The organism is Mycolicibacterium pulveris, from assembly GCF_010725725.1.
GTDB classification, from domain to species: Bacteria; Actinomycetota; Actinomycetes; order Mycobacteriales; family Mycobacteriaceae; genus Mycobacterium; species Mycobacterium pulveris.
The window spans coordinates 2,533,757-2,560,747 of the sequence record NZ_AP022599.1 but is presented as its reverse complement, the minus strand read 5'-3'; the positions used below and the strand labels follow the sequence as shown (position 1 = coordinate 2,560,747).

Annotated in this window: 28 protein-coding genes; 9 read left to right on the top strand and 19 right to left on the bottom strand. The window is 69.6% G+C overall.

The window, feature by feature from the left end; translation table 11 throughout:
• Positions 1-84: 84 nt before the first annotated feature.
• From G6N28_RS12345 to G6N28_RS12325, 5 genes are all read right to left on the bottom strand, one after another.
• Positions 85-813 (bottom strand): hypothetical protein, encoded by a 729-nt coding sequence (locus G6N28_RS12345; protein ID WP_163900639.1) that lies wholly within the window; start codon positions 811-813, stop codon positions 85-87.
• Positions 810-2,006 (bottom strand): zinc ribbon domain-containing protein, encoded by a 1,197-nt coding sequence (locus G6N28_RS12340; protein ID WP_163900637.1) that lies wholly within the window; start codon positions 2,004-2,006, stop codon positions 810-812. Before G6N28_RS12340 ends, G6N28_RS12345 begins: the two co-directional genes overlap by 4 nt.
• The gene (locus tag G6N28_RS12335) at positions 2,003-3,586 is read right to left on the bottom strand and encodes a S53 family peptidase (RefSeq protein ID WP_163900635.1); all 1,584 of its coding nucleotides are present in this window, start codon (positions 3,584-3,586) and stop codon (positions 2,003-2,005) included. The genes G6N28_RS12340 and G6N28_RS12335 overlap by 4 nt, the downstream gene beginning before the upstream one ends.
• A 31-nt stretch (positions 3,587-3,617) precedes the next feature.
• Entirely contained in the window at positions 3,618-3,908 is a 291-nt protein-coding gene (locus G6N28_RS12330; RefSeq protein WP_163900633.1) for a hypothetical protein, read from the bottom strand.
• A 98-nt stretch (positions 3,909-4,006) separates the two neighbouring features.
• Positions 4,007-4,372: an STAS domain-containing protein gene (locus G6N28_RS12325; protein WP_163900631.1), complete on the bottom strand. Its 366-nt coding sequence runs from the start codon at positions 4,370-4,372 to the stop codon at positions 4,007-4,009.
• 248 nt (positions 4,373-4,620) lie between these two features.
• Here G6N28_RS12325 and G6N28_RS12320 point away from each other — a divergent pair, with 248 nt between their 5' ends.
• From G6N28_RS12320 to G6N28_RS12305, 4 genes are all read left to right on the top strand, one after another.
• A complete protein-coding gene (locus tag G6N28_RS12320; protein WP_163900629.1) occupies positions 4,621-5,046 on the top strand; it encodes an anti-sigma regulatory factor in 426 nt (141 codons plus the stop codon).
• Positions 5,043-7,247, top strand: coding sequence for a SpoIIE family protein phosphatase (locus tag G6N28_RS12315; protein WP_163900627.1), 2,205 nt, complete (start codon positions 5,043-5,045; stop codon positions 7,245-7,247). Before G6N28_RS12320 ends, G6N28_RS12315 begins: the two co-directional genes overlap by 4 nt.
• 151 nt (positions 7,248-7,398) lie before the next feature.
• Positions 7,399-7,710, top strand: coding sequence for an STAS domain-containing protein (locus tag G6N28_RS12310; RefSeq protein WP_163900625.1), 312 nt, complete (start codon positions 7,399-7,401; stop codon positions 7,708-7,710).
• An 86-nt stretch (positions 7,711-7,796) separates the two neighbouring features.
• The gene (locus tag G6N28_RS12305) at positions 7,797-8,537 is read left to right on the top strand and encodes an ANTAR domain-containing protein (RefSeq protein WP_235674553.1); all 741 of its coding nucleotides are present in this window, start codon (positions 7,797-7,799) and stop codon (positions 8,535-8,537) included.
• Here G6N28_RS12305 and G6N28_RS12300 read toward each other — a convergent pair.
• Positions 8,534-9,430, bottom strand: a complete 897-nt coding sequence (locus G6N28_RS12300; protein WP_197745785.1) for a DMT family transporter — start codon at positions 9,428-9,430, stop codon at positions 8,534-8,536. The two genes, G6N28_RS12305 and G6N28_RS12300, sit on opposite strands and share 4 nt — an antisense overlap.
• A 135-nt stretch (positions 9,431-9,565) precedes the next feature.
• Here G6N28_RS12300 and G6N28_RS12295 point away from each other — a divergent pair, with 135 nt between their 5' ends.
• Positions 9,566-9,910, top strand: a complete 345-nt coding sequence (locus G6N28_RS12295; RefSeq protein WP_163900621.1) for an aminopeptidase — start codon at positions 9,566-9,568, stop codon at positions 9,908-9,910.
• Here G6N28_RS12295 and G6N28_RS12290 read toward each other — a convergent pair.
• From G6N28_RS12290 to G6N28_RS12240, 11 genes are all read right to left on the bottom strand, one after another.
• Positions 9,907-10,182 (bottom strand): hypothetical protein, encoded by a 276-nt coding sequence (locus G6N28_RS12290; protein ID WP_163900619.1) that lies wholly within the window; start codon positions 10,180-10,182, stop codon positions 9,907-9,909. The genes G6N28_RS12295 and G6N28_RS12290 overlap by 4 nt on opposite strands.
• Before the next feature lie 10 nt (positions 10,183-10,192).
• Positions 10,193-11,494: an MFS transporter gene (locus G6N28_RS12285; protein ID WP_163900617.1), complete on the bottom strand. Its 1,302-nt coding sequence runs from the start codon at positions 11,492-11,494 to the stop codon at positions 10,193-10,195.
• A gap of 101 nt (positions 11,495-11,595) precedes the next feature.
• Complete coding sequence (locus G6N28_RS12280) at positions 11,596-12,057, bottom strand: hypothetical protein (protein ID WP_163900615.1); 462 nt, start codon at positions 12,055-12,057, stop codon at positions 11,596-11,598.
• 1 nt (position 12,058) lies between these two features.
• A complete protein-coding gene (locus G6N28_RS12275) occupies positions 12,059-13,312 on the bottom strand; it encodes a DUF58 domain-containing protein (protein WP_163900613.1) in 1,254 nt (417 codons plus the stop codon).
• Positions 13,313-13,318: 6 nt separating this feature from the next.
• Positions 13,319-14,278 carry an AAA family ATPase gene (locus tag G6N28_RS12270; RefSeq protein ID WP_163906170.1) on the bottom strand — a complete coding sequence of 320 codons (960 nt, stop codon included), beginning with the start codon at positions 14,276-14,278 and terminating at the stop codon, positions 13,319-13,321.
• 2 nt (positions 14,279-14,280) lie between these two features.
• On the bottom strand, positions 14,281-14,766 hold the full coding sequence (locus tag G6N28_RS12265; RefSeq protein WP_163900611.1) for a hypothetical protein: 486 nt from the start codon (positions 14,764-14,766) through the stop codon (positions 14,281-14,283).
• Positions 14,763-15,737, bottom strand: coding sequence for a DUF4129 domain-containing protein (locus G6N28_RS12260; protein ID WP_163900609.1), 975 nt, complete (start codon positions 15,735-15,737; stop codon positions 14,763-14,765). Before G6N28_RS12260 ends, G6N28_RS12265 begins: the two co-directional genes overlap by 4 nt.
• Positions 15,738-15,791: 54 nt before the next feature.
• Complete coding sequence (locus G6N28_RS12255; protein WP_163900606.1) at positions 15,792-16,565, bottom strand: hypothetical protein; 774 nt, start codon at positions 16,563-16,565, stop codon at positions 15,792-15,794.
• 24 nt (positions 16,566-16,589) lie between these two features.
• Positions 16,590-17,750: an alpha/beta hydrolase gene (locus tag G6N28_RS12250; protein ID WP_163900604.1), complete on the bottom strand. Its 1,161-nt coding sequence runs from the start codon at positions 17,748-17,750 to the stop codon at positions 16,590-16,592.
• Between the two features lie 16 nt (positions 17,751-17,766).
• Entirely contained in the window at positions 17,767-18,228 is a 462-nt protein-coding gene (locus G6N28_RS12245) for a GtrA family protein (RefSeq protein ID WP_163900603.1), read from the bottom strand.
• Between the two features lie 70 nt (positions 18,229-18,298).
• A complete protein-coding gene (locus G6N28_RS12240) occupies positions 18,299-19,147 on the bottom strand; it encodes a rhomboid family intramembrane serine protease (RefSeq protein WP_163900601.1) in 849 nt (282 codons plus the stop codon).
• 302 nt (positions 19,148-19,449) lie between these two features.
• On the opposite strand from G6N28_RS12240, the gene G6N28_RS12235 reads away from it, so the two are divergent.
• The 4 genes from G6N28_RS12235 to lipE all read left to right on the top strand — a co-directional run bounded on the left by G6N28_RS12235 (position 19,450) and on the right by lipE (position 22,161).
• Entirely contained in the window at positions 19,450-19,848 is a 399-nt protein-coding gene (locus G6N28_RS12235; protein ID WP_163900599.1) for a heme-binding protein, read from the top strand.
• 92 nt (positions 19,849-19,940) lie between these two features.
• Positions 19,941-20,420: an Rv1352/Rv1906c domain-containing protein gene (locus tag G6N28_RS12230; RefSeq protein WP_163900597.1), complete on the top strand. Its 480-nt coding sequence runs from the start codon at positions 19,941-19,943 to the stop codon at positions 20,418-20,420.
• A 20-nt stretch (positions 20,421-20,440) separates the two neighbouring features.
• Entirely contained in the window at positions 20,441-20,929 is a 489-nt protein-coding gene (locus tag G6N28_RS12225) for a peroxynitrite isomerase (RefSeq protein WP_163900595.1), read from the top strand.
• Positions 20,926-22,161 carry a lipase LipE gene (gene lipE, locus G6N28_RS12220; protein WP_163900593.1) on the top strand — a complete coding sequence of 412 codons (1,236 nt, stop codon included), beginning with the start codon at positions 20,926-20,928 and terminating at the stop codon, positions 22,159-22,161. Before G6N28_RS12225 ends, lipE begins: the two co-directional genes overlap by 4 nt.
• 10 nt (positions 22,162-22,171) lie before the next feature.
• On the opposite strand, the gene G6N28_RS12215 is transcribed toward lipE, so the two are convergent.
• Complete coding sequence (locus tag G6N28_RS12215) at positions 22,172-22,984, bottom strand: glutaminyl-peptide cyclotransferase (protein WP_163900591.1); 813 nt, start codon at positions 22,982-22,984, stop codon at positions 22,172-22,174.
• A gap of 52 nt (positions 22,985-23,036) precedes the next feature.
• The gene (hrpA, locus tag G6N28_RS12210; protein WP_163900589.1) at positions 23,037-26,969 is read right to left on the bottom strand and encodes an ATP-dependent RNA helicase HrpA; all 3,933 of its coding nucleotides are present in this window, start codon (positions 26,967-26,969) and stop codon (positions 23,037-23,039) included.
• Positions 26,970-26,991 lie beyond the last annotated feature (22 nt).

Genomic DNA, 26,991 nt, shown 5'->3' with positions numbered 1-26,991 from the left:
GCCGTCTAGAAGCTCGCCGAGACCGACGTTTTGGTCGGTTCTCTCTCCCCCACGAATCGACCATTTCGTCCGTTTCGGCGACATCTACCGTGGCGGGTCGCCGCGCCAGCTGAAGCTGTTGACGTATTTGCCCATATCCAAAGCGATCTGGAGATTGGCCCCCGACGGTTTGCCGAATCCGAAGTCCGGCCCGAACTCGTGATAGGGCCCCACCGCGGCGGCCACCAGCGCAAGATCGTTCTTCACCGCGGCCATCACCATCACCCGCATCCTCGCGTAGCTGGTGTTGGCGCCCTGCGGCCAACAGTCGGCGACCTCGCCGTAGCCGGGCTGATAGCCCACCATCGCGTTGGGAATCTCGTACGCGGTGCGGGTGTCGGGAAAGGTGGCCTTCACCAATGCTTTCGCGATCTCCTGTGCCGATCGGCCGGCCGCCGGCTCGCTGAACAACCGCATCACGCCGCCGTCGCCCGCCAAGAACTCCGCCGTCACCCCACTGGGTTCGGTCGTGATGCGATACGCCGAACTCTCCACCGGGTGGCTCACCGAGAACGCGCCGTCGGGTGCGGTGAAGCGCGGGTTGACCTCCACCGGGGTGCCGGTGGGCGGTCGTCCGCAGTCCGGCGGGCACACATACCGTGCGGCGGGCTTGTCGATCGCCGCGGACAGCGCCACCAGGCCCGCGGCCACGACGACGATGGCCAGCAACCACGTCACCACCAGCCGTCTGCGCGACGTGCGCCGCGGCGCGGGGGCCGCGTAGGTGCCGGCCGGAACCGCGTATCCGGGAAAGAGATCCGTCGGCGCGCTCACGGGGCGTCCGGCTCTGCCGCGCGAACCGGGCGTGCCGCACGCCGGGACCGGCGCGACGACCGTGACGACGCGCGGGTCGCCACGCCGCAGGCCGGGCAGAACGCCATATCGGGCACCACATGACCGCAATGTGGGCACAGCAGCGGCTCATCGGCCTGGATCTCGTCGTGCGCCTCATGCAGCAACGCCAGGTGAATTCCGATGCGCAGCAACAGCAACGCGACCGCGGCCAACAGCAGATGCAACCCCAACATCAGCAGCTGCGTGGGCGCGGCGGCATCGATCACCCCGAGCGCAAGGCACACCGTCAGCACCGCGACCGCGAACCCGACGAGCACCGCGCGCACCAGAACGGGCCGCTGGTTCTGCTTGCTCGGGGGACGCCGAAACCACAGTGCCGCACCGATCAACCCGCCCGCGGTGGCCGCCGTCACCGGTTCGGCCACGCCCCGGATCCCGGCCTCCACCAACAGGCTCTCCATCGGCTGCCCGCTCACCACCCCCGTCCCGAACTGCGGCGCCAGATGCGCCAACGTGGACGCGGCAGTGAACGTGAGCGCGCCGAGCGCACCGACGATGAAGCCGTCCAACGCTTCTCGGGTCGGCGGCCGCGCCAGCCGCACGATCACCGCGGGCAGCAGCATGAGCAGCACACCGCCGAGCGGTACCGCGATGCCGTCGCGCAGGATGCGGTCCCAGTCCGGGCCACCGGTCAGCCCCAGTTCGTAGGAGCGGGCGATGGTCGCCTCGGTCAGCAGCACCCATCCCAAACCCAGCCCGACCCCCAGCACCGTCGTGACGGCCAGGGTACGAACACCGAAGTCGCGGAACGCATCCGACTCCCGCAGATAGAGCAGGAACAACACCGGAAGGCCCAGCGCCGCGACGGTCACCAACGCGGCGGGCAGGCGAAGCAGCGTGAACGCGACCAACGTGGCCAGCACCGCCGCGAGGCCCAACCGGAATGCACTGCGCGAGCGCTGCGGCAGATGCGGAAACAGCGAGCTGGTCAGCGCCGGCTGGAGCAGATGCTCGTCTCTGGCGGCGCCGAAGTCGCGCACCCGCAGCCAGTCGGGCCCCTCGGCGCGGCGCGGGGTCAGATGACATCCGCACAGCCCGCAGTACCGGCCCGCGGGGACGTCGGTCTGACATATCCGACACTCCGTGGTGGGCACCTGCTCCGGATCGCTCATGCCCCAGACTCCTGCAACGCCAACAGGTTACGCACCAGGTTGGCGATATCGGGGGTGCCCAGCCCGGTCGCCAGGTCGTAGCCCGGCGCCGCGTCGGCCACCACGTTGCCGCCGAGCGTCACGTCGCGGAACGCCGGCAGCGCCGCGCCCGCCGCGATGCGATACAGCTTGGGGTTGAGCTCACCGATGGCCTGCCCGCCGTTGGCGAGCAGGTACTGGTTCATCACCGCGGCGAAGCCCGCCCAGATGGGCGCCGACTGCGAGGTGCCGCCGCCGACGAGCGGGGTCTGCTGGAACACGATGCGCACGCCGGTGAACGGGTCCGCCACCGCGGCGACATCCGGTGTCAGCCTGCGGTCGGGGCTCTCGTCGGGCAGCACACCGCGCTGCCATTCGGGCCGGTCGAACAACGCCGACACCCCGCCGCCGGTGCCCACCGACAGCGGCACGTCGAACCAGGCCTGCTCGGCCAGCCACCGGCCGTCGGCGTCGGTGGACAGCGTCGTGCCGCCGACATCGGTGATCTCCGGCAACGACGCCACCGAGTCCAGGCCGATGTCGTCCTCCCCGGGCGGTGCGGACCACTCGTCGCCGCCCTTGCACTCCAGCCCGGCGAGGTCGCCGCTGGCGTTGAACGCCGTGGTGCCGTTGGCCTGCGCGGCCGCCAACGCCGACCGCACCGGCGCGAGGTCGGCGGCGGTGATCAGCTTGTCGCAACCCCAGCCGATCGACAGGCTCCACACCGCGCCGGGGTATCGCCGGTCGGCGTCGGCGAACATCTCCCCGACCTTGACGAACGTGCCGTCTCCGGCCACGGTCGGGCGGGCGCTGACGACGACCTTGCGCGCGTCGGGCGCGACGGCGTGGGCGACCTGCAGATCCATGGTGGTCTCCCCGCGCGGGGCGTCGAGTTCGCCGCCGATTACCTCCGGGGTGAACCGGGGCAGCCCGAACGTGTCGGCGAAGAGGTCGAGGTCGGCCTGCTCGAAGCCGTCGAACGCGAAGAACACGATCGTGATGCCCTTGCCGGTGTAGCCCTCGGCGGTCAGCGGGTCGACGTTGTAGGTGTGCCTCAGCGCGGCCGGTGACAACCCCTTGTCGGGCACGTCCAACGGCACCATCGGCAGGTGCGAGGTGTGGTGCGGGATATAGCCGAGAATCCTGCCGAGCCCGTCGACGTCGCTGCGCAGCGCGTCGGGAACCCGCGGCTGCTGCGGGGACGCGTAGAACACCTGCCCGCGCCTGCCGCGGTAGTCGTGCACCTCGACGTCGAACGCGTGCGCCAGGTGCTGTGCCGGTCCCTTCACGACCGCCCAGTTGTGCCCCGGCTGCCACGCGACGGACAGGTCGTGGCGGTCGGCCCAGTCGAACACCGCGGCCGGCCGGTCGCGGCGATGCAGGGCCAGGGTCAGTTGGGCGTCGCCGTCACGGGACGGCCCCAGATCGGTCGAGCTCGCCAACAGGTAGGCGTACGGCCCGGTGATGGTGCCCGCGCGCGGGCCGGTCGAACTCAGGTCGGAGGCGAACACCAACACGCTCGCCGCCACAAGGGCGAGCACGCCGAACCGCCGCACCCCCACGGACCTCGGTCCGAGCCGATCAGACCGGCGCTCAGTGATCGCCGGGGATGGCCGTCGGCGCGGGTGGTGCTTTCACCGTCGGCGAGAACGGGTTGGGGCCCGGATCGATGCGCGGCGCCTTCTCCGTCGGCTCACCGGGCTCGCCGGGAGCGGGCGGCGGGCTGTCCGGCGGTGTCGTGGTGGTGGTCGTGGTTGTCGTGGTGGTGTCGTCCGGCGTCGACTCCTCTTCGCCGGCGCACGACGCGGTCAGCAGCACCATCGCCGCGACCGCGGTTCCGCCGGCAAACGCCGCGACACGACGCCTCAGCAGACCTGGCCTCATAGTTCGTCCCATCTGTCCCGACCCAGCGCCAGGGGCGTACCAAGATCACCACCCGACGTTCGAAACTTTACGGGAATGTGCTGGTGAGCGCGCGTCGGCTAGTTCTGCGATCCGGCGCCCACCGCGGCGAGCGCTTCGGCCCGCGTCGGATACAGCGCGAAGACCTGGTCCAGGCCCGTCAGCTGGATGGGTCTGCTGGTGGCGGAACCGTGGGCGACGACCGCGAACGCGGTGGTTTTGTTGACGGCTTCGTTGGTGGCCACCAGGGTCTGCAGGCCCGCCGATGCGAGGAAGTCGACGTCGGACAGATCGATGATCAGCGCGGTGGGCTTGGCGGCCAACGCCTCGTTGATCGACGCTTCGAGAGCGGCGACCGTGGCTACGTCGACATCGCCGCTCACCGACACGACGGCGACCCCATCCTGGTGGGTCACCGACGTGGTGATCGGGTCATTACCTGGCAACGGCGGTCCTTCGTCTCGTGGGCGCCGCCTCTGGCGACGGCAGTGCGCAGAGCTTAACGCTTGGCCACCAAACGTAGATCAATGCTTCACCGGTTGCGTCAGCTGGCCGCAGGCTAGTGTCGCGGTAGGGCGCGCGCCCGTTAGTGCTGAGCTGGGAGGTTGGATGCCCGATCCGTCCGTTGACCTGGACCGCGCGGGGCCGGACGAATTCCGCGGACGGCGAGTCCGCCGGCTGACACCGAGTGACAGTGGCGGCTGACTTCGTCGTTGCCATCGGCGACCCCGACGACATCGTCGCTGCCCGCCAGGCGGGGCACGAGCTGGCCAGGAAACTCGGGTTCTCGCTGACCGACGTCACGATGATCGCCACCGCGATATCCGAGATCGCCCGCAACATAATCAGTTACACGGGCCGCGGTGAGATCCGTATCGGCGTGCAGATCCGCGACGGCAGGCAGGCGCTGGTGGTGCATGCCGAGGACAACGGACCCGGGATCCCCGATGTGGAACGCGCGATGGAGGACGGCTACTCCACCGGGCGCGGGCTGGGGCTGGGGCTGCCGGGCGCACGCAGGCTGATGGACCGCGTACACGTTGAATCCAAGCCCGGCAAGGGAACCTTGATCGAGATGTGGAAGTGGGTTCCCGACGCACCTCACCGAGGCTCGCCATGACCGAACCCGACACCTTTTACGCGTGCTACGCCGAAGCGCTCGACACCTACCTGCGCACCGGCGAGGAAGCAGCGCTGGCGCTCGGGCACGACCTCGGCCGCCAGGCGCTGCGCGACCGGATGAGCGTGCTCGAGATCATCGAGAACCACTCGCGACTGGTCAGCGACATCGGCCGTGACACCGACGCGGCCACCGGTCGCGCGCTGCAGTTCCTGCTGCAGACGCTGGCGGCGATCGACATGGCGACCCGCGGATTCCTCGACGGCACAAGACGTTATGCCCAGCAGCGGGCCCGCGCCGACGACCTGGCCGATCGTGACGAGTTCCGCACCGCGCTGGTGAACTCGCTTCAGGAAGGCTTCTTCGTCGCCGACCACACCGGCACCATCGTGGAGATCAACGACGCGTTCGCCGACATCACCGGTTACAACGCCGAAGACCTGCCCTACCCGATGCCCCATCCCTGGGTGCAGGACCCGGTCACGGCGAACGAACACCTGATGGAGGTGGTCCGGCAGGGTGCCGGCACTGCCGAGATCGCGATCCGGCACCGCGACGGCCGACACCGGTGGGTGGCGCTCAGCATGAACATGGTCGCCGAGCACGCATCGGAGCGCACCGCCTACGTCGGCACGATCCGTGACATCACCGCGCCGCGCGCGGCGGCCGAACGGGACGCCGCGATGGCCCGGCTGGCCACCGCGGTCAGCGTCGCCAAGAACGTCGACGAAGTGCTGCTGATCACGTTGGCGCAGTGCGCTTCTGCGCTGGACGTCGCTCGGGTGATCGCCGTCGTCTGGCCCCAGACCGAAGGCGACCCGGCGGTGCACGTGGCCGGCGACCCGGCCGTGTCGAGTTGGGAGGAACTGGATTCCGACTGGCGCCGCACGTTCGACGACGCCCGCAACTGGGTGCCGCTGACCGTCAGCCCCGTCGGCGCCGCGCCCAGCGCCGGAACCACGCGCGGCTTCGCCGCGGTCCTCTCCAGCACACGTGACGTCGTCGTCTGCCTCGAGCACCGACATCCGCGTGTCGTCAGCACCGAGGACCGGCGGCTGGTCAGCGCCCTGGTCGGCCACCTCGGTCTCGCGATGCAGCACGTCCGTCAGTTCGAGAGCGCCAGGGAGACCTCGCTGACGCTGCAGCGTTCTATGCTGGCGCCCACCGCGCTTCCGGCCGGTTTCGCCGTGCGTTACGAACCGGCGGTCCCACCGCTGGAGATCGGCGGCGACTTCTACGACGTGCTGCCCGTCGCCGAGCACCGGATCGGCGTGGTCGTCGGCGACTGCGTCGGCCGTGGCCTGTCGGCCGCGGCGGTGATGGGCCAGCTTCGGGCCTCCACGAGGGCACTGTTGCTGACCGGTGCGGAGCCGTCGACGGTGCTCGAACACCTCGACTCGGTGGCCGAGCTGATCCCGGATGCGTTCTGCACGACGGTGTTCGTCGCGGTCATCGACACCGAAACCCAGTCGGTGCACTACAGCAGCGCGGGGCACGTGCCGCCGGTGCTGGTCGCGGGCTCGTCGTCGCCTGAGCTGCTGACCGACGGTCGGTCGGTGCCGCTGGCGGTGCAGTGCGACGAGCCGCGTCCCCAGGCGACCCGTACGCTGACGCCGGGGTCAACGCTGATGCTCTACACCGACGGGCTGGTCGAACGGCGCGACGAGGCGATCGACCACCAGATCGACCGCCTCGCACAGGTGCTCGCCGAAACCACCGAGCAACCCATCGAAACCGTCGCGGACACGTTGCTGGCTAAGTTGGTGCCCGACAACGGCTTCGACGACGACGTCGCGATGGTGTTGTACCGCTGCGACCCCGCAGCGCTACGCATCGACATCGAAGCGGTGGCGACCCGGCTCAGCGAGGTGCGGCACCGGCTGGCCGCATGGCTGGGCAGCAACCGCGTGCCCGCCCAGCTCGCCGACGACATCGTGCTGGTGGTCAACGAGGCATGCTCGAACTGCGTCGAACACGCCTACCGCGGCCGCGATCCCGGCCGGATGCGGGTGGAAGCCGACATCCGCGCCAACGCGGTCCATATCAGCGTCATCGACGGGGGTTCATGGAAGACCCCGCCCGAAGATCCAGGCACCAGGGGCCGGGGTTTGCTGTTGATGCGCGCGGTCAGCGACGGGGTGGATCTGGCAGGCACACCGGCGGGCACGACGGTCGAGATGTCGTTTCGGCTACCCGGATGAATGAAAATCAGAATGCCCAGCGCACCACCGCCGTCGGCGTGGTATTACTTCATTTCGGCGATCAGTGACTTCGGTCTGCGGGAGGTGCGATGACCCGACCAGCGTTCGGCACTGGCCAACACCTGAGCGGTTCCGCCTCGCATCCGACACCATGACCAAAGCGCAGTTTCAGCTGACCGCCGCCGAAGCCGAGCAGGCTCCGGTCGTCACGGCAGCCGGTGAGATCGATCTGGCCAACATCGACGAGTTCGGCGCCGCACTGTCGCGCGCGGCCACCCACCAGGCCGCGATCACCGTCGACCTGGTGCGGGTCAGCTATTGCGACAGTGCGGCTCTGCGGGAACTGTTCTCGGTCGCGGTCGGCACCAAACTCACGCTGGTGGTGCCCGCGCAGGGCCCGATCACAACGCTGCTCAAGATCTCCGGTCTGGATCAGGTCGCGACGGTTCAAGTTGTCGACTGATCGGCTCAATTCTATTGTCCGCACCACGATTTCATCCCCGGCAACACCCTCAGTTGATCGCACTCCTGCAGCGCATCCTCGAGCGCATGCAGGCGGATCTGTCCGACGCGCTCGGCATCAGCGTGTGCGTGCACGACAAACACGGCGATGAGGGCCCGTCGGTGATCACCGCGCTGGGGGTCGGCGAGGAACTCGTGGGCGCCCAGCTGTCCGGGCTCGGGGGGCCGGTCGCCGACGCGCTCTCCTACCAGGTTCCGGTGCTGTCGCTGGACCTGTGGACCGACGAGCGGTGGCCCGATCTGACGCTGGACGCGATGACCGCCCGCGAGCCGCAACTTCGAGCCAGCTGGGAGCGCATCCACGGCGCCGCCGCCGCGCCCGGCGTCTGGCAGGACGACGCCACCGTCGTGGTGGCCTGCACGCTGACAGAACCGGCCACCGCCGCGACCATGACGACGCTGATCAACTACGAGCAGTTGGTGTCCGCCGCGTTCGTCTCGACCGCCGCCAAGCACGCCGCCGTGTTCTCCGATTTGCTGTCGGTGCTGCAGTCGCGCGGCGCGATCGAACAGGCCAAGGGCGCGCTGATGGGCCGGGTCGGCTGCGACGCCGAACAGGCGTGGAACATCCTGCGCCGGGCCAGCCAGCAGTTCAACGTCAAGCTGCGCGAGCTGGCGGTGGCGCTGATCGAGCACATCAGCGGCGCACCGGCCGAGCAGCCGCGCACGCCGACGCGGATCGCTCCCGACCAGCCCGCGCGCACCGCGGCCCGGCTGCTGTGGTCGGCGATGACGGAGTCCGTGCGCCCACAGGATCGCGACGACTAGTTCGGGCGGCCGACCGCTGCGGCGGCCTCGAGTTCCTCCTCGATCGCGCCCTCGTCGCGGCCGAGTGCGATGGTCGACGCCGTCATCGCCACGACCGCGATGGTGATCGCCACGGCCTTGACGCCGTCCACGGTCATGTGCTCACCGAGTACCACCGCGCCGAGTACCACGGCGATGACGGGTTCGAGCACCAGCATCGTCGGCACCGAGGTCTGCAAGGAGCCGGCATGGAAGGCGGACTGCTGCAGGAACACCGCGATAACCCCCAGCAGCACAAGCAGATACGGTATCGGCGTGCTGAGCACGGCCCATAGCCCGTTGTGGGTGAGGATGTGCATGACCACCTTGGTGAGCACCGCGACGACGCCGAACAGCACGCCGACCGCGACGGCCAGCAGCACCGCGCGTCGCCAACCGGGGTTGCGGACCGCGACCACCACGCATGCCGTCACGGCGGCGACGCACACCACCGCGACGACCGCCGTCAGCGGCGCGGAGGCCTCGTAGTCACCGGGGCGGGTCTTGGCCAGCACGACGAACACGGCCAGGGAGACGGTCAGCATCGACGCCCACAGCCATTCGCTGCGGGTGACGCGGCGATCGGCGAGCCGGGCGCTCAGCGGCAGGGCGAACAGCAGCGCGGACACCAGGATGGGCTGGACCAGCAACAACGAGCCGAACACCAGCGCGAACGCCTGAAAGCAGAACCCGGTGACCGCCGCTGCGGTGCCCGCCCACCACAGCGGCCTGCGCAGCAGGGTGAGCACCATCACGCTGCTCACGCTGTGCTCGGGGGCGACGTCCATGGTGGCGCGCTGGCGGACCACGATGCCGATCGCGAGGAACACCGCGGCCAGCAGGGCCAGGAGCACGGCCAGACCATGGCTTACCAAGGCGTTCCACTCCCTTCAGACCACGGTCGGCGCACTGAACAAGCAGACCATATTCGCCGCTGGGCCGTGCGGGCGGTGTGACCGCGTCGACGGCCGGAAAGTTTCGGCCGCGGCCCGAGTGGGCATTGATCGATCATGAACATGCGACGGTTGGTGTTGCTGGTAGGTGCGATCGTGTTGGTCGTGGGTGTCATCGGTCTTCTGGTACCCGTATCGACCGCGGGACCCGACAATCAGAAGGTCGGTTGCGGCAACGCGATCGTCGCGGACTACTCCGAGGCCCGCAACATCGACGAGCGCAACCCGGTCAACCTGCCGGTGATCAACGAACTGGTTCCGCACACCGACTACGTCGAGCAGTGCGAGGCGGCGGTGTCCCAGCGGCGAACCTGGGCCATTCCGGTGGCGATCATCGGGCTCGTGATCCTCGTCGGCGGGTTCTTCGTCGGCAGCCGCACCGGCGGCGCGCGAACCGGCTAACTGGCTTCCCGACCGCCGACCACGCGCAGGTGTGGCGGCGACTCGGGTGTCGGGGCGATCTTGTCGTTGACCGAGGCGACGACCGTGTCCACCCGGGTGACCGCGCGGTCGCACAACCCGCGGACCCGGTCGCTGGCCTCATCGACGTCGTCGGCCGCGCTGCGCAGGTAGGCCCGGATACTGATCCGGAATCGGTCGCCGGCGGCGCGCAGCCGGTGGCGGAGACGGTCGTCGATCTCCACCGAGACGTAAGGCAACACCCGAACCTTCATGGCCACAACCCTAAGGCAGTGCAGCGGGCATCGGCTGATCGGTGGTCTGCGGGAGCGGGCGAGCGGCCGTCTCGCGCATCGTGGACACCGCGGCCAGCGACACGACCGCCGCGACGATCAGATAGAAGGCGGGTGCGATGTCGTTGCCGGTCTCGGCGGTCAACCAGGTGACCACGTATGGCGTGGTGCCGCCGAACGCGGCGACGCAGATGTTGTAGCCGATGGAGAAGCCGCTGTAGCGCACGGTGGTGGCGAACAGTTCGACACCGGCCGAGACCGCGGCCGACACGTAGACGGACTCGATCGCGGCCAGGCAGCAGTGCGCGATCACCGCGGCCACCAGCGACCCCGAGTTCAGCAGCAGAAACAGCGGATAGCCCAGCACCGCGAAGGCCACCGAGGCGCCGGCGAGCATGGGTTTGCGGCCGATCCGGTCGGACAGCGCCGCCAGCGGCAGGATGAGGATCAGCGCCACCAGGCTGGCCAACGTCATCGAGACGAACGCGCTGGTCTTGGAGAACTCCAACGTCTTGATGAAGTAGGTGGGCAGGAACGTGAACACCACGTAATAGCCCACGTTGAACACGATGAACAACCCGATCACCTGAAGGATCGGCCGCCACGCGGTGGTGACGGCCTCACGCAGCGGCGACTTGGCCACCCGGTCGGTCTTGCTCAGTTCGGCGAACTGCGGGGTGTCGTCGAGGCGCAGCCGGATGTACAGACCGACCAGGCCGAGCGGCCCGGCGATCAGGAACGGGATACGCCACCCGTAGCTCTCCATCGCGGCGGTCGGCAGCAGCGCCTGCAGCAGCGTCACGGTCGCCGAGCCGAGCAGAAAGCCCAGCACCCCGGACCACGCCATGAACGTGACCGTCAGCCCGCGGCGCTTCTCGGACGCGAACTCGGCCAGGTACACCGCACCGCCGCCGTACTCGCCGCCGGCCGAGAACCCCTGCAGGCAGCGCAGCACCAGCAGCAGCAGCGGGGCCGCGACACCGATCGAGGCATACGTCGGCAGCAGCCCGATGGTCACCGTGGCGGCCGACATCAGCAGGATCACGATGGCCAGCACGCGCTGGCGCCCGATCCGGTCGCCGAGCGGACCGAACACGAACCCGCCGAGCGGCCGCATGAAGAAGGCGGCGGCGAAGATCGCGAATGTGTTGAGCAGAGCGGCGGTTTCGTTGCCTTCGGGAAAGAAGTTGGCCGCGATGAACGTCGCCAGGAAGCCGTAGATCGCGAAGTCGAACCATTCGACGGCGTTGCCGATCGACGCCCCGGTGATGGCCTTACGCACATCGGACGGCATGTCGCTGCTCCCTGAATTTAAGCGTCCCGCTGATCATCTCGCTTACGCGGCCGCCACTGCCACCTCGTAAGCACCTTAGAAAGATAGCGGGCCGGGCGGGTTCACGGGCGTCGTGTGCTGCCGCGAACCCGGGCCAACCCGTCGACCCAGAACGGGCGGGTGGCCAGCACCACCAGCGCCAGCATCGCGACCGGGGCCAGCAGCGGCACCCACGGCAACTCCACGGGAATCGAGACGGCGGCCAAACCGACGGTGGTAAACCCCAACGCCCCAACGACCGTGGGTGCTGTCACGTTGTCCGCGTGCCGCAGCACCAGGTAGCCGGCCGCCGCCAATCCGCACAGCGACGCCAGCATCGGCGCGGCGTCCGAGAGCACCAGCACCGCACCCGCCAACAGCGCCGCCAGTGTCGCGCAGGGCCGAAACACGCTGCCCACCAACACAGCCAGCACGGCGATCCCGGCCACCATCAACGCGGCGTCGTCGGCCTGCACCGCCGAGGCCGCGACCATCACCAACCCGAACCCCGCCGAGACGGCGCGGGACTGCACGACCCCGGTCATGTCACCACCGCCCCCGCACCGGGCGTCGATGGTCGGGCACCAGCTGCATCGCCTGGTCCAGCGTGTCGACCGCGCGCCAGGAGACCACGTCGACACCGACGGTGCCCATGTCCCGATACATGAACGAACGTTGTAGCGCCCACATTCGCGCGACCAGACGGTCGGTGTCGTCGGCGAAGGGCGCGCTCTCCAGCACGTCCACGGCAACGACGGTGTGTCCACGCTTGCGTAAGTCGATGAGCGCCAAGGCGAATTCGGTGTCGAGCATCGTCGAGAACGCGACGACGATCGCGCCGGGCGGAACCGCCGCGCGCGGTGCCAGCGTGCCGGGGGTGGTCTCGAAACCGTCGTCGACGGCCAGCATGGCGTCGAGCACGCGGTAGAACTGGCGACGCCCGATGTCGGCGCCGAGCCAGCGCGGCTGCTTGTCCCCCAACGCGACGACCCCGGCGCGGTCCCCGCCGCGCAGCGCGCTCTGCACCACCTGGACCGCGCCCCGCGCGGTGCGGTCGGTGGCTTCGGTCGCGGGCCCCGCCGGCTGCGGATAGTTGTCGATGAGCACCACCACGTCGGCGGCGCGGTCGGTCAGCCGCTGGGTGACATGAAGGCTGCCGCGCCGGGCACTGACCGGCCAGTTGACCGTGCGCAGCTGGTCGCCGGGCACGTAGCGACGCACGTCGGCGTACTCGACGCCAGGCCCGATGTGGCGGGTCAGGTGCGTGCCCAGCCGGTCGAGCAGTTCGGTGCGCGGTATCGCCGTCGACTGCGGCGGGGCCTGGGGGAAGACGTAGACGTGGGCGGCGTCAGCGACGCCGCGGCCCTCGAGCAGGCCCCCGCGGGCGGTGACCCGCAGGTGCGCCCGGATCGGGTAGCGCCCCCACCGGTCCGCGGTCACCTCGACGGTCTGCCGCTGCCCGGCGCCGACTTCGACGACGTCGCACTGCATTCCGTCGGGTGCGGATACCACGAACTTCACCGGGTCGGGTTCGGCGTCGGCCCACACCGTGACGCGCGCCCGTTCGGTCTCAAAACACCGCTGGGATCCGGGCCTGCCGTGCACCCGCGCCGACGGTACCGGGCGCTGCCAGCCGATCGAGCACAACACCCCGACGAGCGGCGCCGCGAACGCGACCAGCTGCCAGTACCCGCCGAGGACCGCCACCACGAATGCCACCACCGCGCACGTCAACAGTGCCTGCGTGAGAGGTGATGCGCGCCAGGTCAATTCGGCTTCGGTACTGCGGCATTCGGGCATGGCGCGTCACGCCTCGGCCCGCGGCACCGGCAGGCGTCGCAGCAGTTCCTGCACCAGGTCGCTGCCGTGCACCCGGCGCACCCACATCTCCGGCCGCAGGCTGATGCGGTGCGCGATCGCCGGAACCGCAAGGGATTTCACGTCTTCGGGGATGACATAGTCACGGCCGAACAGCAGTGCGCGGGCGCGAGCCAGCTGGACCAGGTCGAGTTCGGCGCGGGGGCTGGCGCCGACGGCGATCTGCGGATGCTGGCGGGTGGCGGCGGCCAGCGACACCACGTAGCGCAGCACGTCGTCGTGTACGGTCACCTCTTCGACCGACTCGCGCATGGCGATCAGTTCGTCGGCGTCGACGACCTGCCGCACGGTCGGCTCCGTCGAGCCCCGGTCGATGCGGCGGCGCAGCATCGAAACCTCTTCCGGCTCAGAGAGATAGTTCAGCTCGAGGCGAATCGTGAACCGGTCGAGTTGCGCCTCGGGCAGCGGATAGGTGCCCTCGTACTCGATGGGGTTGTCGGTCGCCAGCACGATGAACGGGGCGGGAAGTTTGTGCGTGACGCCGTCGATGCTCACCTGGCGTTCGGCCATCGCCTCCAGAAGCGCCGCCTGGGTCTTGGGTGGGGTGCGGTTGATCTCGTCGGCCAGCAAGAGGTTGGTGAAGATGGGTCCGGGGCGGAACTCGAACCGGCCCGACTGCATGTCGTAGACGGTGGAGCCGAGCAGGTCGGCGGGCAGCAGGTCCGGGGTGAACTGAACGCGCTTGAACTGCAGGCCCAACGCGGCGGCGAACGACCGCGCGATCAGGGTCTTGCCGAGCCCGGGCAGGTCCTCGACGAGCACGTGCCCGCCGGCCAGCACGGTGGTGAGGATGAGGGTGAGCGCGCCACGCTTGCCGACGACGACGCGCCCGATCTCGTCGAGCACCGTCTCGCAGTTGGCTGTGGTGGTCGCCGCCGGGAGGCCCATGGTCATATCCGCTCCAGCCGTTGCAGGATCTCGTCGAGCGCCGCGCGCCCGGGGGCGGGTTCGTTGGCATCGTTGCGCGCGATGTTCTCCGGATCCACCCATGCCCACAGTTGCGCGCCGAAGAGCATCTGCCCGGTGGCGTGATATGCCGCGCGGTCCTTGAGTCGCTTTTGCCCCGTTGCCATCTCGAACTGGCGTGCAAGCATGGGCCGCAGGTGGCGATCCCAGTCCCTCCGGGTCGAGTCCGCCCTGCTGATCAGCGTCTCGGTACGAGACATCCAGCGCCGCAGCGCCTCGGCGGCATCGTCGATGGGTTCCTCGTCCGCGCCGGAGACCGCTTCACGGGTCAGGTACCACCGCAACCCAAGCAGCGCCACCGCCAACGCGATTCCCGAGATGACGAGCGCCATGCTGCGGTCGGGCGCGGCCAACACCATCAGCTCGGCGCCGACGACCAACAGAAACCCCGCTGCGGCAAGCTTTTTCATGCCGGTACCTCCGGAACGCGCTCAGCCAACTCGGCAAGCACCCGGTGCAGCACCCGCACCGCCGCGTCCCGGTGCGCCTCGGTCATCACATGCGGGGAGAACCGGGCCTCCTCGAACAGCTCCACCAGTTCGGTTGCGCTGTCTGCGGGCAACGCGTGGCGGTCGACCGCGCGGGCCAGCACCTCGGTGGGGGTGTCGCAGTCCTGCGGGACGGCGCCGGGCACCCGGGTCAGCTCGCGCTCCATCGCGGCGTAGCAGGCGATGATCGCCTCGCGCGGCTCGCGGCTGAGGTCACCGATCTCGGCCAGCCCGATCTCGGCGGCGCGGGCGAGTGAATCGGTGGCTTTCCGCGCGGCGGGAGCCGAAAGGTACTCGTCGGCGAACGCGTCGGGTTGCCCGCCGCGTCGTTGGCGCCGCGCCGCGATCGCCGTGCCGAGCATCACCAGGCCCATCAGGATCAGCATCGGCGGGATCAGGTACTCGACCACACCCGAGCCGCCCGAGCCGTCGCCGTCGACCTCGTCGGGCAGCCGCGCTGGTGAGCTGGTCACGCCCGGGGCCGGATCGGTGTCTGGCCCGGCATGCGGTGGCGGTTCGATCGGCTCCGGGCCCGCGACCCGGCTCAACACCACGATCAGCAGCAGCCACGCGATGACGGCGGCCAGCGCGATCAACGAGAACCGCCACGTCGGCCGACCCATCGTGCCAGGGCTTCGCGGCAGCGCCCCCGCCGACGGCGGCCTCGGTCGCCGGTCGCGCAACCGCACGATGATCGCGAAACCGATGATCGCCACCGCCGCGGTCAGCATCGCGACGACCGCGGCCAGCGCGGCGGGGTTGCTCTCCGGTGGTCCGCGCTCGACGGAGCGCTCGGCGGCGCCGGGGACGTATCCGCGCAGCGACCACGCGGCAAGGATCATGAGCGCGATGACCGCGATCACGCGCTGTGTCGCCTTGTCGAAACCGGCCATGACCCTGCCCCCATCCTGGCAGCAGTCTCGCGATTTCGGCGCGGTAACCGCCGCTCAGCGCCGATTGGCGCGCCGAACCCGCTGAGCGGCCTCGCGGCTGGCCTGTTTGCCCTTGTCGTAGGCGTCTTCGGCGGCCGCCAGCGCCGCCTCGGCCTCATCCAGCCGTCGACGCGCATCGTGGTGCCGCAGCCGCGCGGTCGCCAGGTCGGACTGCAGTTCGGCCAGCGCTTCGTCGGCCTCGGCCTTGGCGCGTTCGGCGGCCGCCAACTCGGCGCGGGCCTCGTCGCGCTCGCGCCGATCCTCCGTGGCGGCGGGCTTGTCGCGCTTGGCGGGTTTGGGTTCGGTCTTCGGCGTGAAGACCGCAGCGCTGTCGCCGAACCCGCCGAAGCCCGACCACTGTTCGGCCTTGGTCAGTCGGCCGATCCTGGCCGCGACATCGGGGTCGGCGACGGCGGCCTGCAGGGTCGCGGTGACGTCGTCGCGCAGCGACGCCGACGGCTTGGGCAGCTCGGCCTCCTCGAACGCCGCGCGGGTCAGGTCGTCGATGAGCCGGCGTTGTTCGGCGGTGAGTTCGCGGATGCGGGCGCCGTCCGTCTCTGCGTGCGCCTCGCGCAACCGTGCGCCGAGATCGGTGAGGCGCCGTGGCACGGCGTCGTCGGCGTGTGCGAGCCGGTTGACCACCCAGGCCGCGGTGGTGGGTTTGCGCGCGGCCGAGATCCGCTTGGCCTCGTCGGTGGCGCCGCGTTTCTTGGCGGCCGCGACGAGTTCGGCACGCACGGCGGTGAAGTCCTCGAGCGGGGCGGCGTAGAGCTCGTCGAGCGGGTCCATGCGTCCTCCCTACCGGTTCGCGGGTCAGGGCCCCTGTCCATGGTCGCGCAGCCAGCGCGCGGTCAGCTGCCGGTAGGCCTGTTGGCCGAGGCTGCCGGGCCGGGCGTCGAACACGTGGTCGGCGTACGGGACGGTGACGAGGTCGACGTCGACGCCGGCCGCCGTGGCCTGCTCGGCGAAGCGGTAGGTCCCGGCAACCGGGACCAGATGGTCGGCGGCGGGCAGGATGATCCGCGTCGGCGGTGCGGCGGGGGTGATGTGGCTGGCCGACAAAATGCGTTGGTAGCGTTCGGGAAACTGCTCGGGTGACCCTCCGGTGTAGGCGGTCACCATGTCGCGCGCGTAGCTGCCCGTCACCGGGTCGGGGTTGTGGTACATGCCGGCCGGGTCGACGGCGGGATACATCACCGACACCGCGTGTACCGCCGGTATCCGCCCCCCGCACGACGACGACAGGGTGCCCGCGGCCGCCAGGTAGGCGGTGTTGATCGCCAGGTTTCCGCCCGCGGAATGGCCGGACAGCGACAGCCGCGCCGGGTCGCCGCCGTAGTTGTGCGCGTTGGCCGCCACCCAGGCCAGCGCACAGCCGAGCCGGCTCTGGGTGACGTCGGCGAGGTGGCGGTCGTCGGATGACAGCGGGTATTCGACGCTGATGGTCAGCCAGCCCTGGTCGGCGAGCCACCGCAGATCGGTGCCGCGCGAGTGCCGGTCACCTGCGACCCACCCGCCGCCGTGAATGTAGACCAGCACCGGCGCGCGCGACGTCCGCGTCGACCCGGCCGGACGGTAGATGCTGACCCGCAGCGGCTCGCCGTCGAACGTCGCATAGGTCGCCTCGTCGTCGGGTGGTGCCGAATTGGCCGACCCGATGCCGAACATGTCGACCAGGTCGATGTCGGCGCCCGCGGCCTCGACGGCGGCGGTCATCCGCGCGGTGATGACCGATGCGCCCGCCAGCGCGAGCACGGCCGCCACCGTCAGCGCCGCGTCGAACCAGCCGCGCCCGCGCCACCAGCGGTAGCCCGCCAACACCGCGCCGACGGCGGCCGCCACGATCAACCACATGACGAACCAGGGCACGTACGCGGTCGCCAAGCCGACGTACGGGACGTCGCTTAGCAGGGTGCCCGCGACGGCGAGCGCGGCGACCACGGTCAGCGGCACCGCCAGCACGTACGCGATCACCGGCCCATCTTGCCGGTTACCGCCGGAAGATCAGCCACCGCATCGCGCTGTACATGTACACCGCCTCGCCGCCGCCTGCCGCGATCCGCGCCAGGTGGTACTCCACACCCAGCGCCGTCAGGGCGCTGGTCAGCCCGAGGATGAACGCCAGGTAGTTGACCACCACGACCACGACGTAACCGGCGAACTGCGGGCCCACCGGGGCGTGCGACCGGAAGTTGAACACCCGGTTCAGGGCGTAGCTCAGCGCGAAGGCGCCGGCGTAGGCGACCGGCAGCGCGACCCCCAGGCCGCCGTGCAGCCCGGTCAACAACGCCAAATCGACCCCGAATGTGAAGCCGTTGATCAGGCAGAAACCCAGAAAAGTCGGCGCGACAACAGAATTCAACCCGAACGGCAGACAGGCGACCACTCGCACGCAGAACCGGTGAAACCGCTCGACCGCCCCGAGAACACGGGGCGTCGGTTCGGCCCACACGGGTCAACGCTGACAGGTCGCGGTGACGACGCGGTGATCCTCCGGGAAACGCCGGGCGACGGTTCCGCGGTCAGGCCACCCCGAACAACTGCAGCAGGGATTCGGTGCGCCACCAGATCAGCGCCGCGAACAAGAGCAGCAGCGCGGCGGTGACCGAGGCCTGCACCACGTTGCGCGTCTTCGGTGGCGCATAGGCGTAGGCCCCGGCGACCACCGCGCCGGTGATCAACCCGCCCAGGTGGCCCTGCCAGCTGATGTTGACCGAGGTGAACAGCGGAATGATGAACGTGAACACCAGGTTGAGCACGATGATCGCGACCACCCAGCGGACGTCGAGGTTGAGCCGTTTGCCCACCACGAACGTGGCGCCGAACAGCCCGAATATCGCCCCGGACGCGCCGGCGGTGGCCGCGGTCACCGGGGACAACAGATACACGAGCACCGATCCACCCAGCGCGCTGAGGAAGTAGAGCCCGCTGAACCGCAGCCTGCCGAGCGCGGCTTCCAGCGGCGGGCCCACCACATACAGCGCCCACATGTTGAACAGCAGGTGCGTGAGGCCATAGTGCAGAAACGCCGAGGTCAACAACCGGTACAGGTCACCGCCCGCGACGGCGCCCGAGTGCATCACCAGCGCCCGCTGCAGGTCCGGCGACACGTTCTGCAGCACGAACATCACCACGTTGACGGCGATCAACACATACGTGACGACCGGCCCGGCCGACGGGCGCCCGCCGAACTGGGTCCGCGGCTGCCGGACCGTCTTGGCGCCGATGTTCACGCAGTCCACGCACTGATGACCCACCGCGGCGTTGCGCATGCACTCCGGGCAGATGTAGCGGTTGCACCGAGAGCAGCGGACATAGGTCACCCGGTCGGGGTGCCGGTAGCAGGTCTGCGTCTCCGCGGGGATCGACATGGCCCCACCTTAAAGAGGTCCTGGGGCGCCGAGGACGGACCGCGTTCGATAACGATTCGGTCACCGTCGACATCACGATCATTTAAGACCCGTGGGCAAATTCTGAGAATGCGCGCCTGTTCTGGTCGCTCACTTATCGAAATCGGCTCGTTTTGCGGTATAGATCACGCCGATTCGGTGTAACGCCGACGGCTGTCCGATAAACGAACGAACGACGCCGATTTGCACTGTTCACGTTCGGCTACCTTGGTTTTCGGGGCCGGGGGAATCAGCGACGAATACGTATCCAAAGGAAGAAACACATGAAGTTCAGTGGTATCAGCACGCGCCGGGGAATCGCCGGCGCATGCGCAGCAAGCGTGCTCGGCGGCCTGGCCGCAGCAACCATCGCCGCGCCGTCGGCGGCGGCCACGCCGGAATGCAACGCCAGCGCGGTGTCCGGCACGGTCAGCTCCGTAACGGGCTCGGCACGGGCGTACCTGGACAGCCATCCCGGCGCCAACCAGGCCGTCACGACCGCGTTCAACCAGCCGCGTCCCGACGCGTCCGCGACGTTGCGCGGATACTTCACCGACAACCCGCAGGAGTACTACGACCTGCGCGGCATCCTCGCGCCGATCGGTGAGGTGCAGAGCAAGTGCAACGTCGCGGTGCTGCCGCCGGACCTGGCCTCGGCCTACAACGAGTTCATGGCCGGCTGAGGCCAGCGTCCGCTTTGTTGGAGACCCGCCGTCGCAGCCCCGCTGTGGCGGCGGGTTTTCCCATCTCCCGCCGACACCTAGACTGGCTACCCATGAGCCCGACCCGATTCACCGCCCTCGCCGCGGCAATCCTCATCGCCGCCGGCTCAGTGGTCACCGGCGTCGCGCATGCCCAGCCGGAGCCGGCTCCCACGCCGACGCCGACGGAGGCTCCCGAGGAATCGTCGGACGCCGAGGCGCCTGCCGACCCGCAATCGTCCATCGAGGCCGACGGCACGTACACCGTCGGCGTCGACATCGTGCCGGGCACCTACTCCTCGGCCGGCCCCATCACCGACGGCGTCTGCTACTGGAAGCGCACCAGCGACGGAAAGCTCGTCGACAACGCGCTGACCAAGAAGCCGCAGGTGGTGCAGATCAAGCCCGAGGACACCACGTTCACCACGAACGACTGCCAGACCTGGCAACTCACCGACGCCGCACCGCCGCCGACGCCCGCGCCGCACGACCTGCTCGGCCAGCTCGGGTCGTTCATCGGCTCGGGCATTCTCAGCGGCCCACCCCCCTCCTGACGTCGCCGTACCCTGGCCACGTGGCCGACCTGCATCCGGACCTCGTCGTGCTCGCCCCGCTGCTGGGTACCTGGGCGGGCCACGGCGCGGGCGAGTATCCCACCATCGAGCCGTTCGGCTACACCGAAGAGATCACCTTCGATCACGTCGGCAAGCCGTTTCTCACTTATCGTCAGCGCACCGCGGCAGACACCGACGGGCGGCCGCTGCACTCCGAGGTCGGGTACCTGCGGGCACCGTCATCCGGGCGCGCCGAATGGGTGCTCGCCCACCCCACGGGAATCACCGAGATCCAGGAGGGCACCATCGTCAGGTCCGGCGCCGACGATCTCGAGATCGAGCTTGCCTCGACGACTGTCGGGCTCACCTCGACCGCAAAGGAGGTCACCGCGCTGACCCGGTCCCTGCGCGTCCGCGGTGACGAACTCACCTACACGCTGCAGATGGCCGCGGTCGGACAGCCTCTGCAACATCATCTGAGCGCCACCCTGCACCGGAGCCGCCGATGACCGCAAACGGCATGGTCCAGATCCCGGCCGACCTCGACGCCATCACGACCGTCGGCGAGGAAGAACCTTCAGACCTCGACCCCGGTGCGGTCGAACGGATCTGGCAGACCGCGCGGCACTGGTATGAGGCCGGCATGCATCCGGCGATCCAACTGTGTCTGCGCCACAAGGGCAGGGTGGTGCTCAACCGCGCGATCGGGCACGGCTGGGGCAACGGTCCCTCCGATCCGCCCGACACCGAAAAGATCCCCGTCACAACGGAAACGCCGTTCTGCGCGTACTCGGCGGCCAAGGCGATCACCTCCACGGTCGTGCACATGCTCGTCGAACGCGGCTACTTCTCGCTCGACGACCGGGTCTGCGACTACCTGCCCGGCTACACCAGCCACGGCAAGCACCGCACCACCATCCGGCACGTGATGACGCACAGCGCGGGTATTCCCATTCATCGGGGGCCGCGGCCGGACCTGAACCGCATGGACGACAGCGAGTACACCGTCGCCCAGCTCAGCGAGCTCAAGCCGCTGTACCGGCCCGGGCTGGTGCACGTGTACCACGGCCTGACGTGGGGTCCGCTGATCCGCGAGATCGTCGGCGCCGCGGCGGGCCGAAACATCCGCGACATCCTGGCCACCGAGATTCTCGAGCCGCTCGGCTTCCGGTGGACGAATTACGGTGTGGCACCGGAGGATGTGGCGAAGGTGGCGCCCAGCCACGCCACCGGTAAGCCGCTACCCGAGCCGGGCGCCACGGTGTTCCGGTGGGCGGTCGGCGGTTCGCTGGACAAGATCATCCCGTTCTCGAATTCGCCGCGCTATCTGACCAGCGTGCTGCCGTCGTCGAACACGGTGTCGACGGCGTTCGAGCTGTCGCGGTTCGCCGAATTACTGCGGCGCGGTGGGGAACTCGACGGGGTCCGGGTGATGCGGCCGGAGACGTTGCGGGCGGCGACGGCCGAGTGCCGGCGATTGCGGCCCGATGTCGCGGTCGGCCTGGCCCCGCTGCGGTGGGGGACGGGGTACATGCTGGGGTCGAAGCGGTTCGGACCGTTCGGGCGGAATGCGCCCGCGGCGTTCGGCCATACCGGGTTGACCAACATCGCGGTGTGGGCCGATCCGCAGCGCGGCTTGGCCGCGGGGCTGATCAGCAGCGGAAAGCCCGGGCCGCACCGCGAGGCCAAACGCTATGGCGCACTGTTGGATCGGATCACCACCGAGATCCCGCGTCGCTGACACGGCAGGCTCACCGTGCCTCGAGGCGCACCCGGTACATCGACGGCCATTTCTTGCCGGTCAGCAGGTACTCGTCGGCGCCCAGGTGGGCGATGCCGTTGAGCACCCGGACGCTGTCGCCTGCCTGCCCCGGCCAGAGCCCCGCGGCGTCGACCACCGTGTTGACCTTGCCCGACGACGGATCGATGCGCACGATCGTGTCGGTCTTCCAGACGTTGGCCCAGACCTGCCCGTCGACGCACTCCAACTCGTTGAGAGCGGCCTGAGGGATCCCGTCGCGCGTGACGGTGACCGAACCGGTTTCGGCGAACGTCACCGGGTCGTGAAACCGCAGCCGGTCGGTTCCGTCGCTGCGGACGAAGCGTTCGCCGTCGTGGCACAGCCCCCACCCTTCGCCGTCGACGGGCGCCTCCCGAACCGGCGTCAGCGTGGCCTTGTCCCATTCGACCGCCACACCGTCACGCCAGGTCAGTTCCCAGATGCGGTCGCCGACGACGGTGATGCCCTCGCCGTAGTAGTCGTGGGGCGCGGGCGCCGCGCGTAGCAGCGCGCCGGTGGCGGGGTCGAGCTGGCGGAGCTGTGACTTGCCCGCGATCCCGGTGCCCTCCCACAGCGCGGACCCGTCGAACTCCAGGCCCTGGGTCCACGCCTCGGGATCGTGCGGTATCTCCGCGAGCACGACGGGGGTGATCACCGGGGCGGGGGCGCTGTCGGGCGCGGGTTGGCTGTCGGCGTGCGGCAGCGGGCCGCACCCGGCCGCAACGAGAAGCACGAGCGTGGCCAGCCGGGTGACGAGCCGGCGTGCGGTGTCGGATGCGCGCATAGGAGCTAATACCTACCGCAGCGGTGGCTGTCGCGTACGGGAAAGGTCGGTCTCATGGCCGCACCTCGTCGATCGCGCGGTAGATGCGCTGCTCGCTCACCGGGCGCGGGGTGCCGAGTTGCTGCGCCCACAGGCTCACGCGCAGTTCCTCGATCTGGCGGCCGATGTCGCGGACGTCGGCGGCGGCGCGCGCCGGTGACAGCGCGGCGACGAGGTCGTCGTAGGCGTCCTGCACGGCGTGTACCCGGGCCATCTTTTCCCGGTCGGCGCCGATCGCGTGCGGCAGCCGCTCCAACCGCCTGCCGATCGCGGTGAGGTAGCGGGTGAGGTCGGCCAGGTGGGCGGCGCCGGTGGCGGTGACGAACCGCTCGGGCAGCAGGGTGTCCAGCTGGGTGCGAATGTCGGCGATCGCGTCGGCCTGCGCGGGCGTCGGCGCGGTGGGCAGTGCCCGTTCGACGTCGTGCGCGGCGGAGAGCACCTTGTGCACGCGGGCGACGATGTCGCGTGTGGTGGGCGTCAAGTCGCGGGCGACCCGGTCACGCAGGGCGCTGAACTCCGCGCGGGTCCACACCGGTGCCGGTGCGATGACATCGATCGCGGCGTCGGCGCAGTCCTCGAGCAGCGCTGGCAGCGAGCCGTCGGGATTGGTGCTGAGCACCAAGCGGGTGCGTGGATCGAGTTGGCGCTCCACAGTTTTGACGGGAGTGGGCACGGTGAGCCGCAGCAGCCGACGAATACCCGGGCCCATCGCGCTCGCCTGCTCGGCCGGGGATGCGAACACGTGCACGTCGACGGCCGCGCCCGCGTCCACCAACGCGGGGTAGCCCCGCACGGTGTGGCCGCCGATGCTGCGTTCGACGGTTCGGGGCAGCTCGTCGAGGTCGTTGGGCCATCCGCGCAGCCCGCTGCGTTCGAGTTCCCCGGCGACCGCGTCGGCGACGGCACGGCGCGCCGGCCCGGCGAGTTCGTGCTGCAGCACTTCGAGGTCCTTGCCGCGGGACAGTTCGGTGCCGTCGGGGGATTCGACGGCGAACGTCACCCGCAGGTGCGACGGCAGCTTGTCGAGGTCGAACGCGTCGATCGGCACCAGCACTCCGGTGCGGCGGTGCAGTTCGCGCTGCACCGACTCCAGCAGCGCGCCGTCGTCTGGGCTGATCGCGGCAAGCACCGCGCGGGCGGTGTCCGGGGCGGGAACGAAGTTGCGGCGCAGCGGTTTCGGCAGGCTGCGGATGAGCGCGGTGACCAGCTCCTCCCGGAATGCCGGTACTTGCCAGGCGAATTCGTCGCCGCCGAGACGGGCCAGCACCTCGACCGGAACGTGCACGGTGACGCCGTCGTCCTCGGCACCGGGCTCGAAGCGGTAGGTCAGCGGCAGCGCCAGGTCGCCCGCGCGCCAGGCGTCGGGTTGCTCGTCGGTGTCGTCGGTGCGCAGCAGGTCGTCGCGGGTAAAGGTGAGCAGGTCGGGTGTCTTGTGCCGTTGTCTTCGCCACCATGCGTCAAAGTGCCTCGCCGACAACACGTCTGCGGGAACACGGGCGTCGTAGAAGGCGAAGATCTCGTCGTCGCCGACCAGCAGGTCGCGCCGTCGCGCCTTCTCCTCGAGTTCCTCGAGCTCTTCTCGCAGCCGCGCGTTGTCGCGGAAGAAGTGGTGGCGGGTCTGCCAGTCCCCTTCGACCAGCGCGTGGCGGATGAACAGCTCACGCGAAAGTTCCGGTTCCACCTGTGAATATCCGACGCGTCTGCGCGCCGCGAGTGGCAGGCCGTAGAGCGTCACCCGCTCGTAGGCCATGACGGCGCCGCGCTGGGTGTCCCAGTGCGGCTCGCTGTAGCTGCGCTGCACCAGATCCGCGGCGACCCGTTCGACGACCTCGGGCTGGATCCGCGCGGCGATACGTCCGAAGAGCCTGCTGGTTTCGACGAGGTCGGCGACGACGACCCAGCGCGGCGGGCGTTTGGTGAGCACCGAACCCGGTGCGAGCACGAACCGCGAGTTGCGCGCACCCTGAAACTCGCGGGACTCGCGGCCTTTCGTGTCGTCGCGCAGGCCGACGTGCGACAACAACCCGGCCAGCAGCGCAGCGTGCACCTGCGCGGGGTCGGCGGGTTCGCCGGACTCCCTGATTCCCATGTCGCGGGCGATGGCGCGCAGCTGCCCCACCAGGTCCTGCCACTCCCGGATCCGCAGGTAGTGCAGGAACTCGTCGCGACACATCCGGCGAAACGCGTTGCCGGACAGTGCCTGTCGCTGCTCGCGCAGATACCGCCACAGGTTGAGGTAGGACACGAAATCCGAGTGCTCGTCGGCGAAGCGGGCGTGCTTCTGCCGCGCGGCGTCCTCGCGGTCGGCCGGGCGCTCGCGCGGGTCGGGGATCGACAGCGCCGCGGCCAGCACCAGGATCTCGGCCACGCAACCCTCGGCGTCGGCCTGCAGGATCATCCGGCCCAGCCGCGGATCGACCGGCAACTGCGCCAGGCGACGGCCGATCTCGGTGATCCTGCCGTCCCTGTCGAAGGCGCCGAGTTCCTGCAGCAGCAGCACACCGTCGCGGATGCTGCGGCTCTCGGGTGGGTCGAGGAACGGAAAGGTCTGGATGTCACCGAGATTCAGTGCGGCCATCTGCAGGATCACCGCGGCGAGGTTGGTGCGCAGGATCTCCGGATCGGTGTAGCGCGGCCGCGTCGCGAAGTCCTGCTCGGAGTACAGCCGGATGCACACGCCGGGCGCGGTGCGGCCCGACCGGCCGGCGCGCTGGGCGGCCGAGGCCTGTGAGATCGGCTCGATGGGCAACCGCTGCACCTTGGTGCGTCGGCTGTAGCGCGAGATCCGCGCCGTGCCAGGGTCGACGACGTAGCGGATCCCGGGCACGGTCAGCGAGGTTTCGGCGACGTTGGTCGCGAGCACCACGCGGCGACGCTCGCGGCTGGGCTGAAACACCCGCTGCTGTTCGGCCGTCGGCAACCGGGCGTACAGCGGCAGCACCTCGGTGTTGTTCAACGCCCCGCGCAGAACCTCCGCAGTGTCACGGATTTCACGCTCACCGGAGAGGAAGACCAGCACGTCGCCCGGCGATTCGCTCTCCAGCTCCTTGATCGCGTCGACGATCGCGTCGGTCTGGTCACGGATCTCGGTGCGCACGATCTCGTGGTCTGGATCGTCGGGGTCATCCGAATCGTCAACCGCCACTGTAACTTCCAGCGGACGGAAGCGGATCTCGACCGGGTAGGTGCGGCCTGACACCTCCACGATCGGGGCACCACCGAAATGCTCAGCGAAGCGTTCGGGCTCGATCGTCGCGGAGGTGACGATCACCTTGAGGTCCGGTCGCCGCGGCAGGAGTTCACGCAGGTAGCCGAGCAGGAAGTCGATGTTGAGGCTGCGCTCGTGGGCCTCGTCGAGGATGAGCGTGTCGTAGCGCAGCAGGCGGCGGTCCCGCTGGATCTCGGCGAGCAGGATGCCGTCGGTCATCAGCTTCACCAGCGTGCGGTCGCTGATCTGGTCGGTGAAACGGACCGTGTAACCGATCGCGTCGCCGAGCGGGCTGCCCAGTTCGTCGGCGATGCGCTGGGCGACGGTGCGCGCGGCCAGCCGCCGCGGCTGGGTGTGCCCGATCGTGCCGCGCACCCCGCGGCCCAGCTCCAGGCAGATCTTGGGCAGCTGGGTGGTCTTGCCGGAGCCGGTCTCCCCCGCGACGACGACCACCTGGTTGGCGGTGATGGCCTCGGCGATCTCGGCGCGGCGCTCGCTGACCGGAAGGTCGGGGTAGGTGATCGCGGGCACCGCCGCCGCCCGGGTGGCCACCAGCGCTTCGGCGGCGGCGATCTGTTCGGCGAGTTTGGCGATCTTCTCCGGGCTCGCCCCACGTAGCTGCCGCAGGCGACGCCCGAACCGGGCGGCGTCGCGAACGGTCAGCCCATCCAGGCGCCTGCGCAGCTCACCCGCCGAGATCGACGAAACGGCGGGATCTACTCGCACTTTGTCGCCCATGTGTCCCCTTGGGCACAAATCA

Coding starts and splice junctions, on each gene's coding strand:
- G6N28_RS12340 (WP_163900637.1), bottom strand. CDS start 2,006: ATGAGCGATCCGGAGCAGGTGCCCACCACGGAGTGTCGGATATGTCAG.
- G6N28_RS12330 (WP_163900633.1), bottom strand. CDS start 3,908: ATGAGGCCAGGTCTGCTGAGGCGTCGTGTCGCGGCGTTTGCCGGCGGA.
- G6N28_RS12315 (WP_163900627.1), top strand. CDS start 5,043: ATGACCGAACCCGACACCTTTTACGCGTGCTACGCCGAAGCGCTCGAC.
- G6N28_RS12310 (WP_163900625.1), top strand. CDS start 7,399: ATGACCAAAGCGCAGTTTCAGCTGACCGCCGCCGAAGCCGAGCAGGCT.
- G6N28_RS12305 (WP_235674553.1), top strand. CDS start 7,797: ATGCAGGCGGATCTGTCCGACGCGCTCGGCATCAGCGTGTGCGTGCAC.
- G6N28_RS12295 (WP_163900621.1), top strand. CDS start 9,566: ATGAACATGCGACGGTTGGTGTTGCTGGTAGGTGCGATCGTGTTGGTC.
- G6N28_RS12290 (WP_163900619.1), bottom strand. CDS start 10,182: ATGAAGGTTCGGGTGTTGCCTTACGTCTCGGTGGAGATCGACGACCGT.
- G6N28_RS12285 (WP_163900617.1), bottom strand. CDS start 11,494: ATGCCGTCCGATGTGCGTAAGGCCATCACCGGGGCGTCGATCGGCAAC.
- G6N28_RS12280 (WP_163900615.1), bottom strand. CDS start 12,057: ATGACCGGGGTCGTGCAGTCCCGCGCCGTCTCGGCGGGGTTCGGGTTG.
- G6N28_RS12275 (WP_163900613.1), bottom strand. CDS start 13,312: ATGCCCGAATGCCGCAGTACCGAAGCCGAATTGACCTGGCGCGCATCA.
- G6N28_RS12270 (WP_163906170.1), bottom strand. CDS start 14,278: ATGGGCCTCCCGGCGGCGACCACCACAGCCAACTGCGAGACGGTGCTC.
- G6N28_RS12265 (WP_163900611.1), bottom strand. CDS start 14,766: ATGAAAAAGCTTGCCGCAGCGGGGTTTCTGTTGGTCGTCGGCGCCGAG.
- G6N28_RS12260 (WP_163900609.1), bottom strand. CDS start 15,737: ATGGCCGGTTTCGACAAGGCGACACAGCGCGTGATCGCGGTCATCGCG.
- G6N28_RS12255 (WP_163900606.1), bottom strand. CDS start 16,565: ATGGACCCGCTCGACGAGCTCTACGCCGCCCCGCTCGAGGACTTCACC.
- G6N28_RS12240 (WP_163900601.1), bottom strand. CDS start 19,147: ATGTCGATCCCCGCGGAGACGCAGACCTGCTACCGGCACCCCGACCGG.
- G6N28_RS12235 (WP_163900599.1), top strand. CDS start 19,450: ATGAAGTTCAGTGGTATCAGCACGCGCCGGGGAATCGCCGGCGCATGC.
- G6N28_RS12230 (WP_163900597.1), top strand. CDS start 19,941: ATGAGCCCGACCCGATTCACCGCCCTCGCCGCGGCAATCCTCATCGCC.
- lipE (WP_163900593.1), top strand. CDS start 20,926: ATGACCGCAAACGGCATGGTCCAGATCCCGGCCGACCTCGACGCCATC.
- G6N28_RS12215 (WP_163900591.1), bottom strand. CDS start 22,984: ATGCGCGCATCCGACACCGCACGCCGGCTCGTCACCCGGCTGGCCACG.
- hrpA (WP_163900589.1), bottom strand. CDS start 26,969: ATGGGCGACAAAGTGCGAGTAGATCCCGCCGTTTCGTCGATCTCGGCG.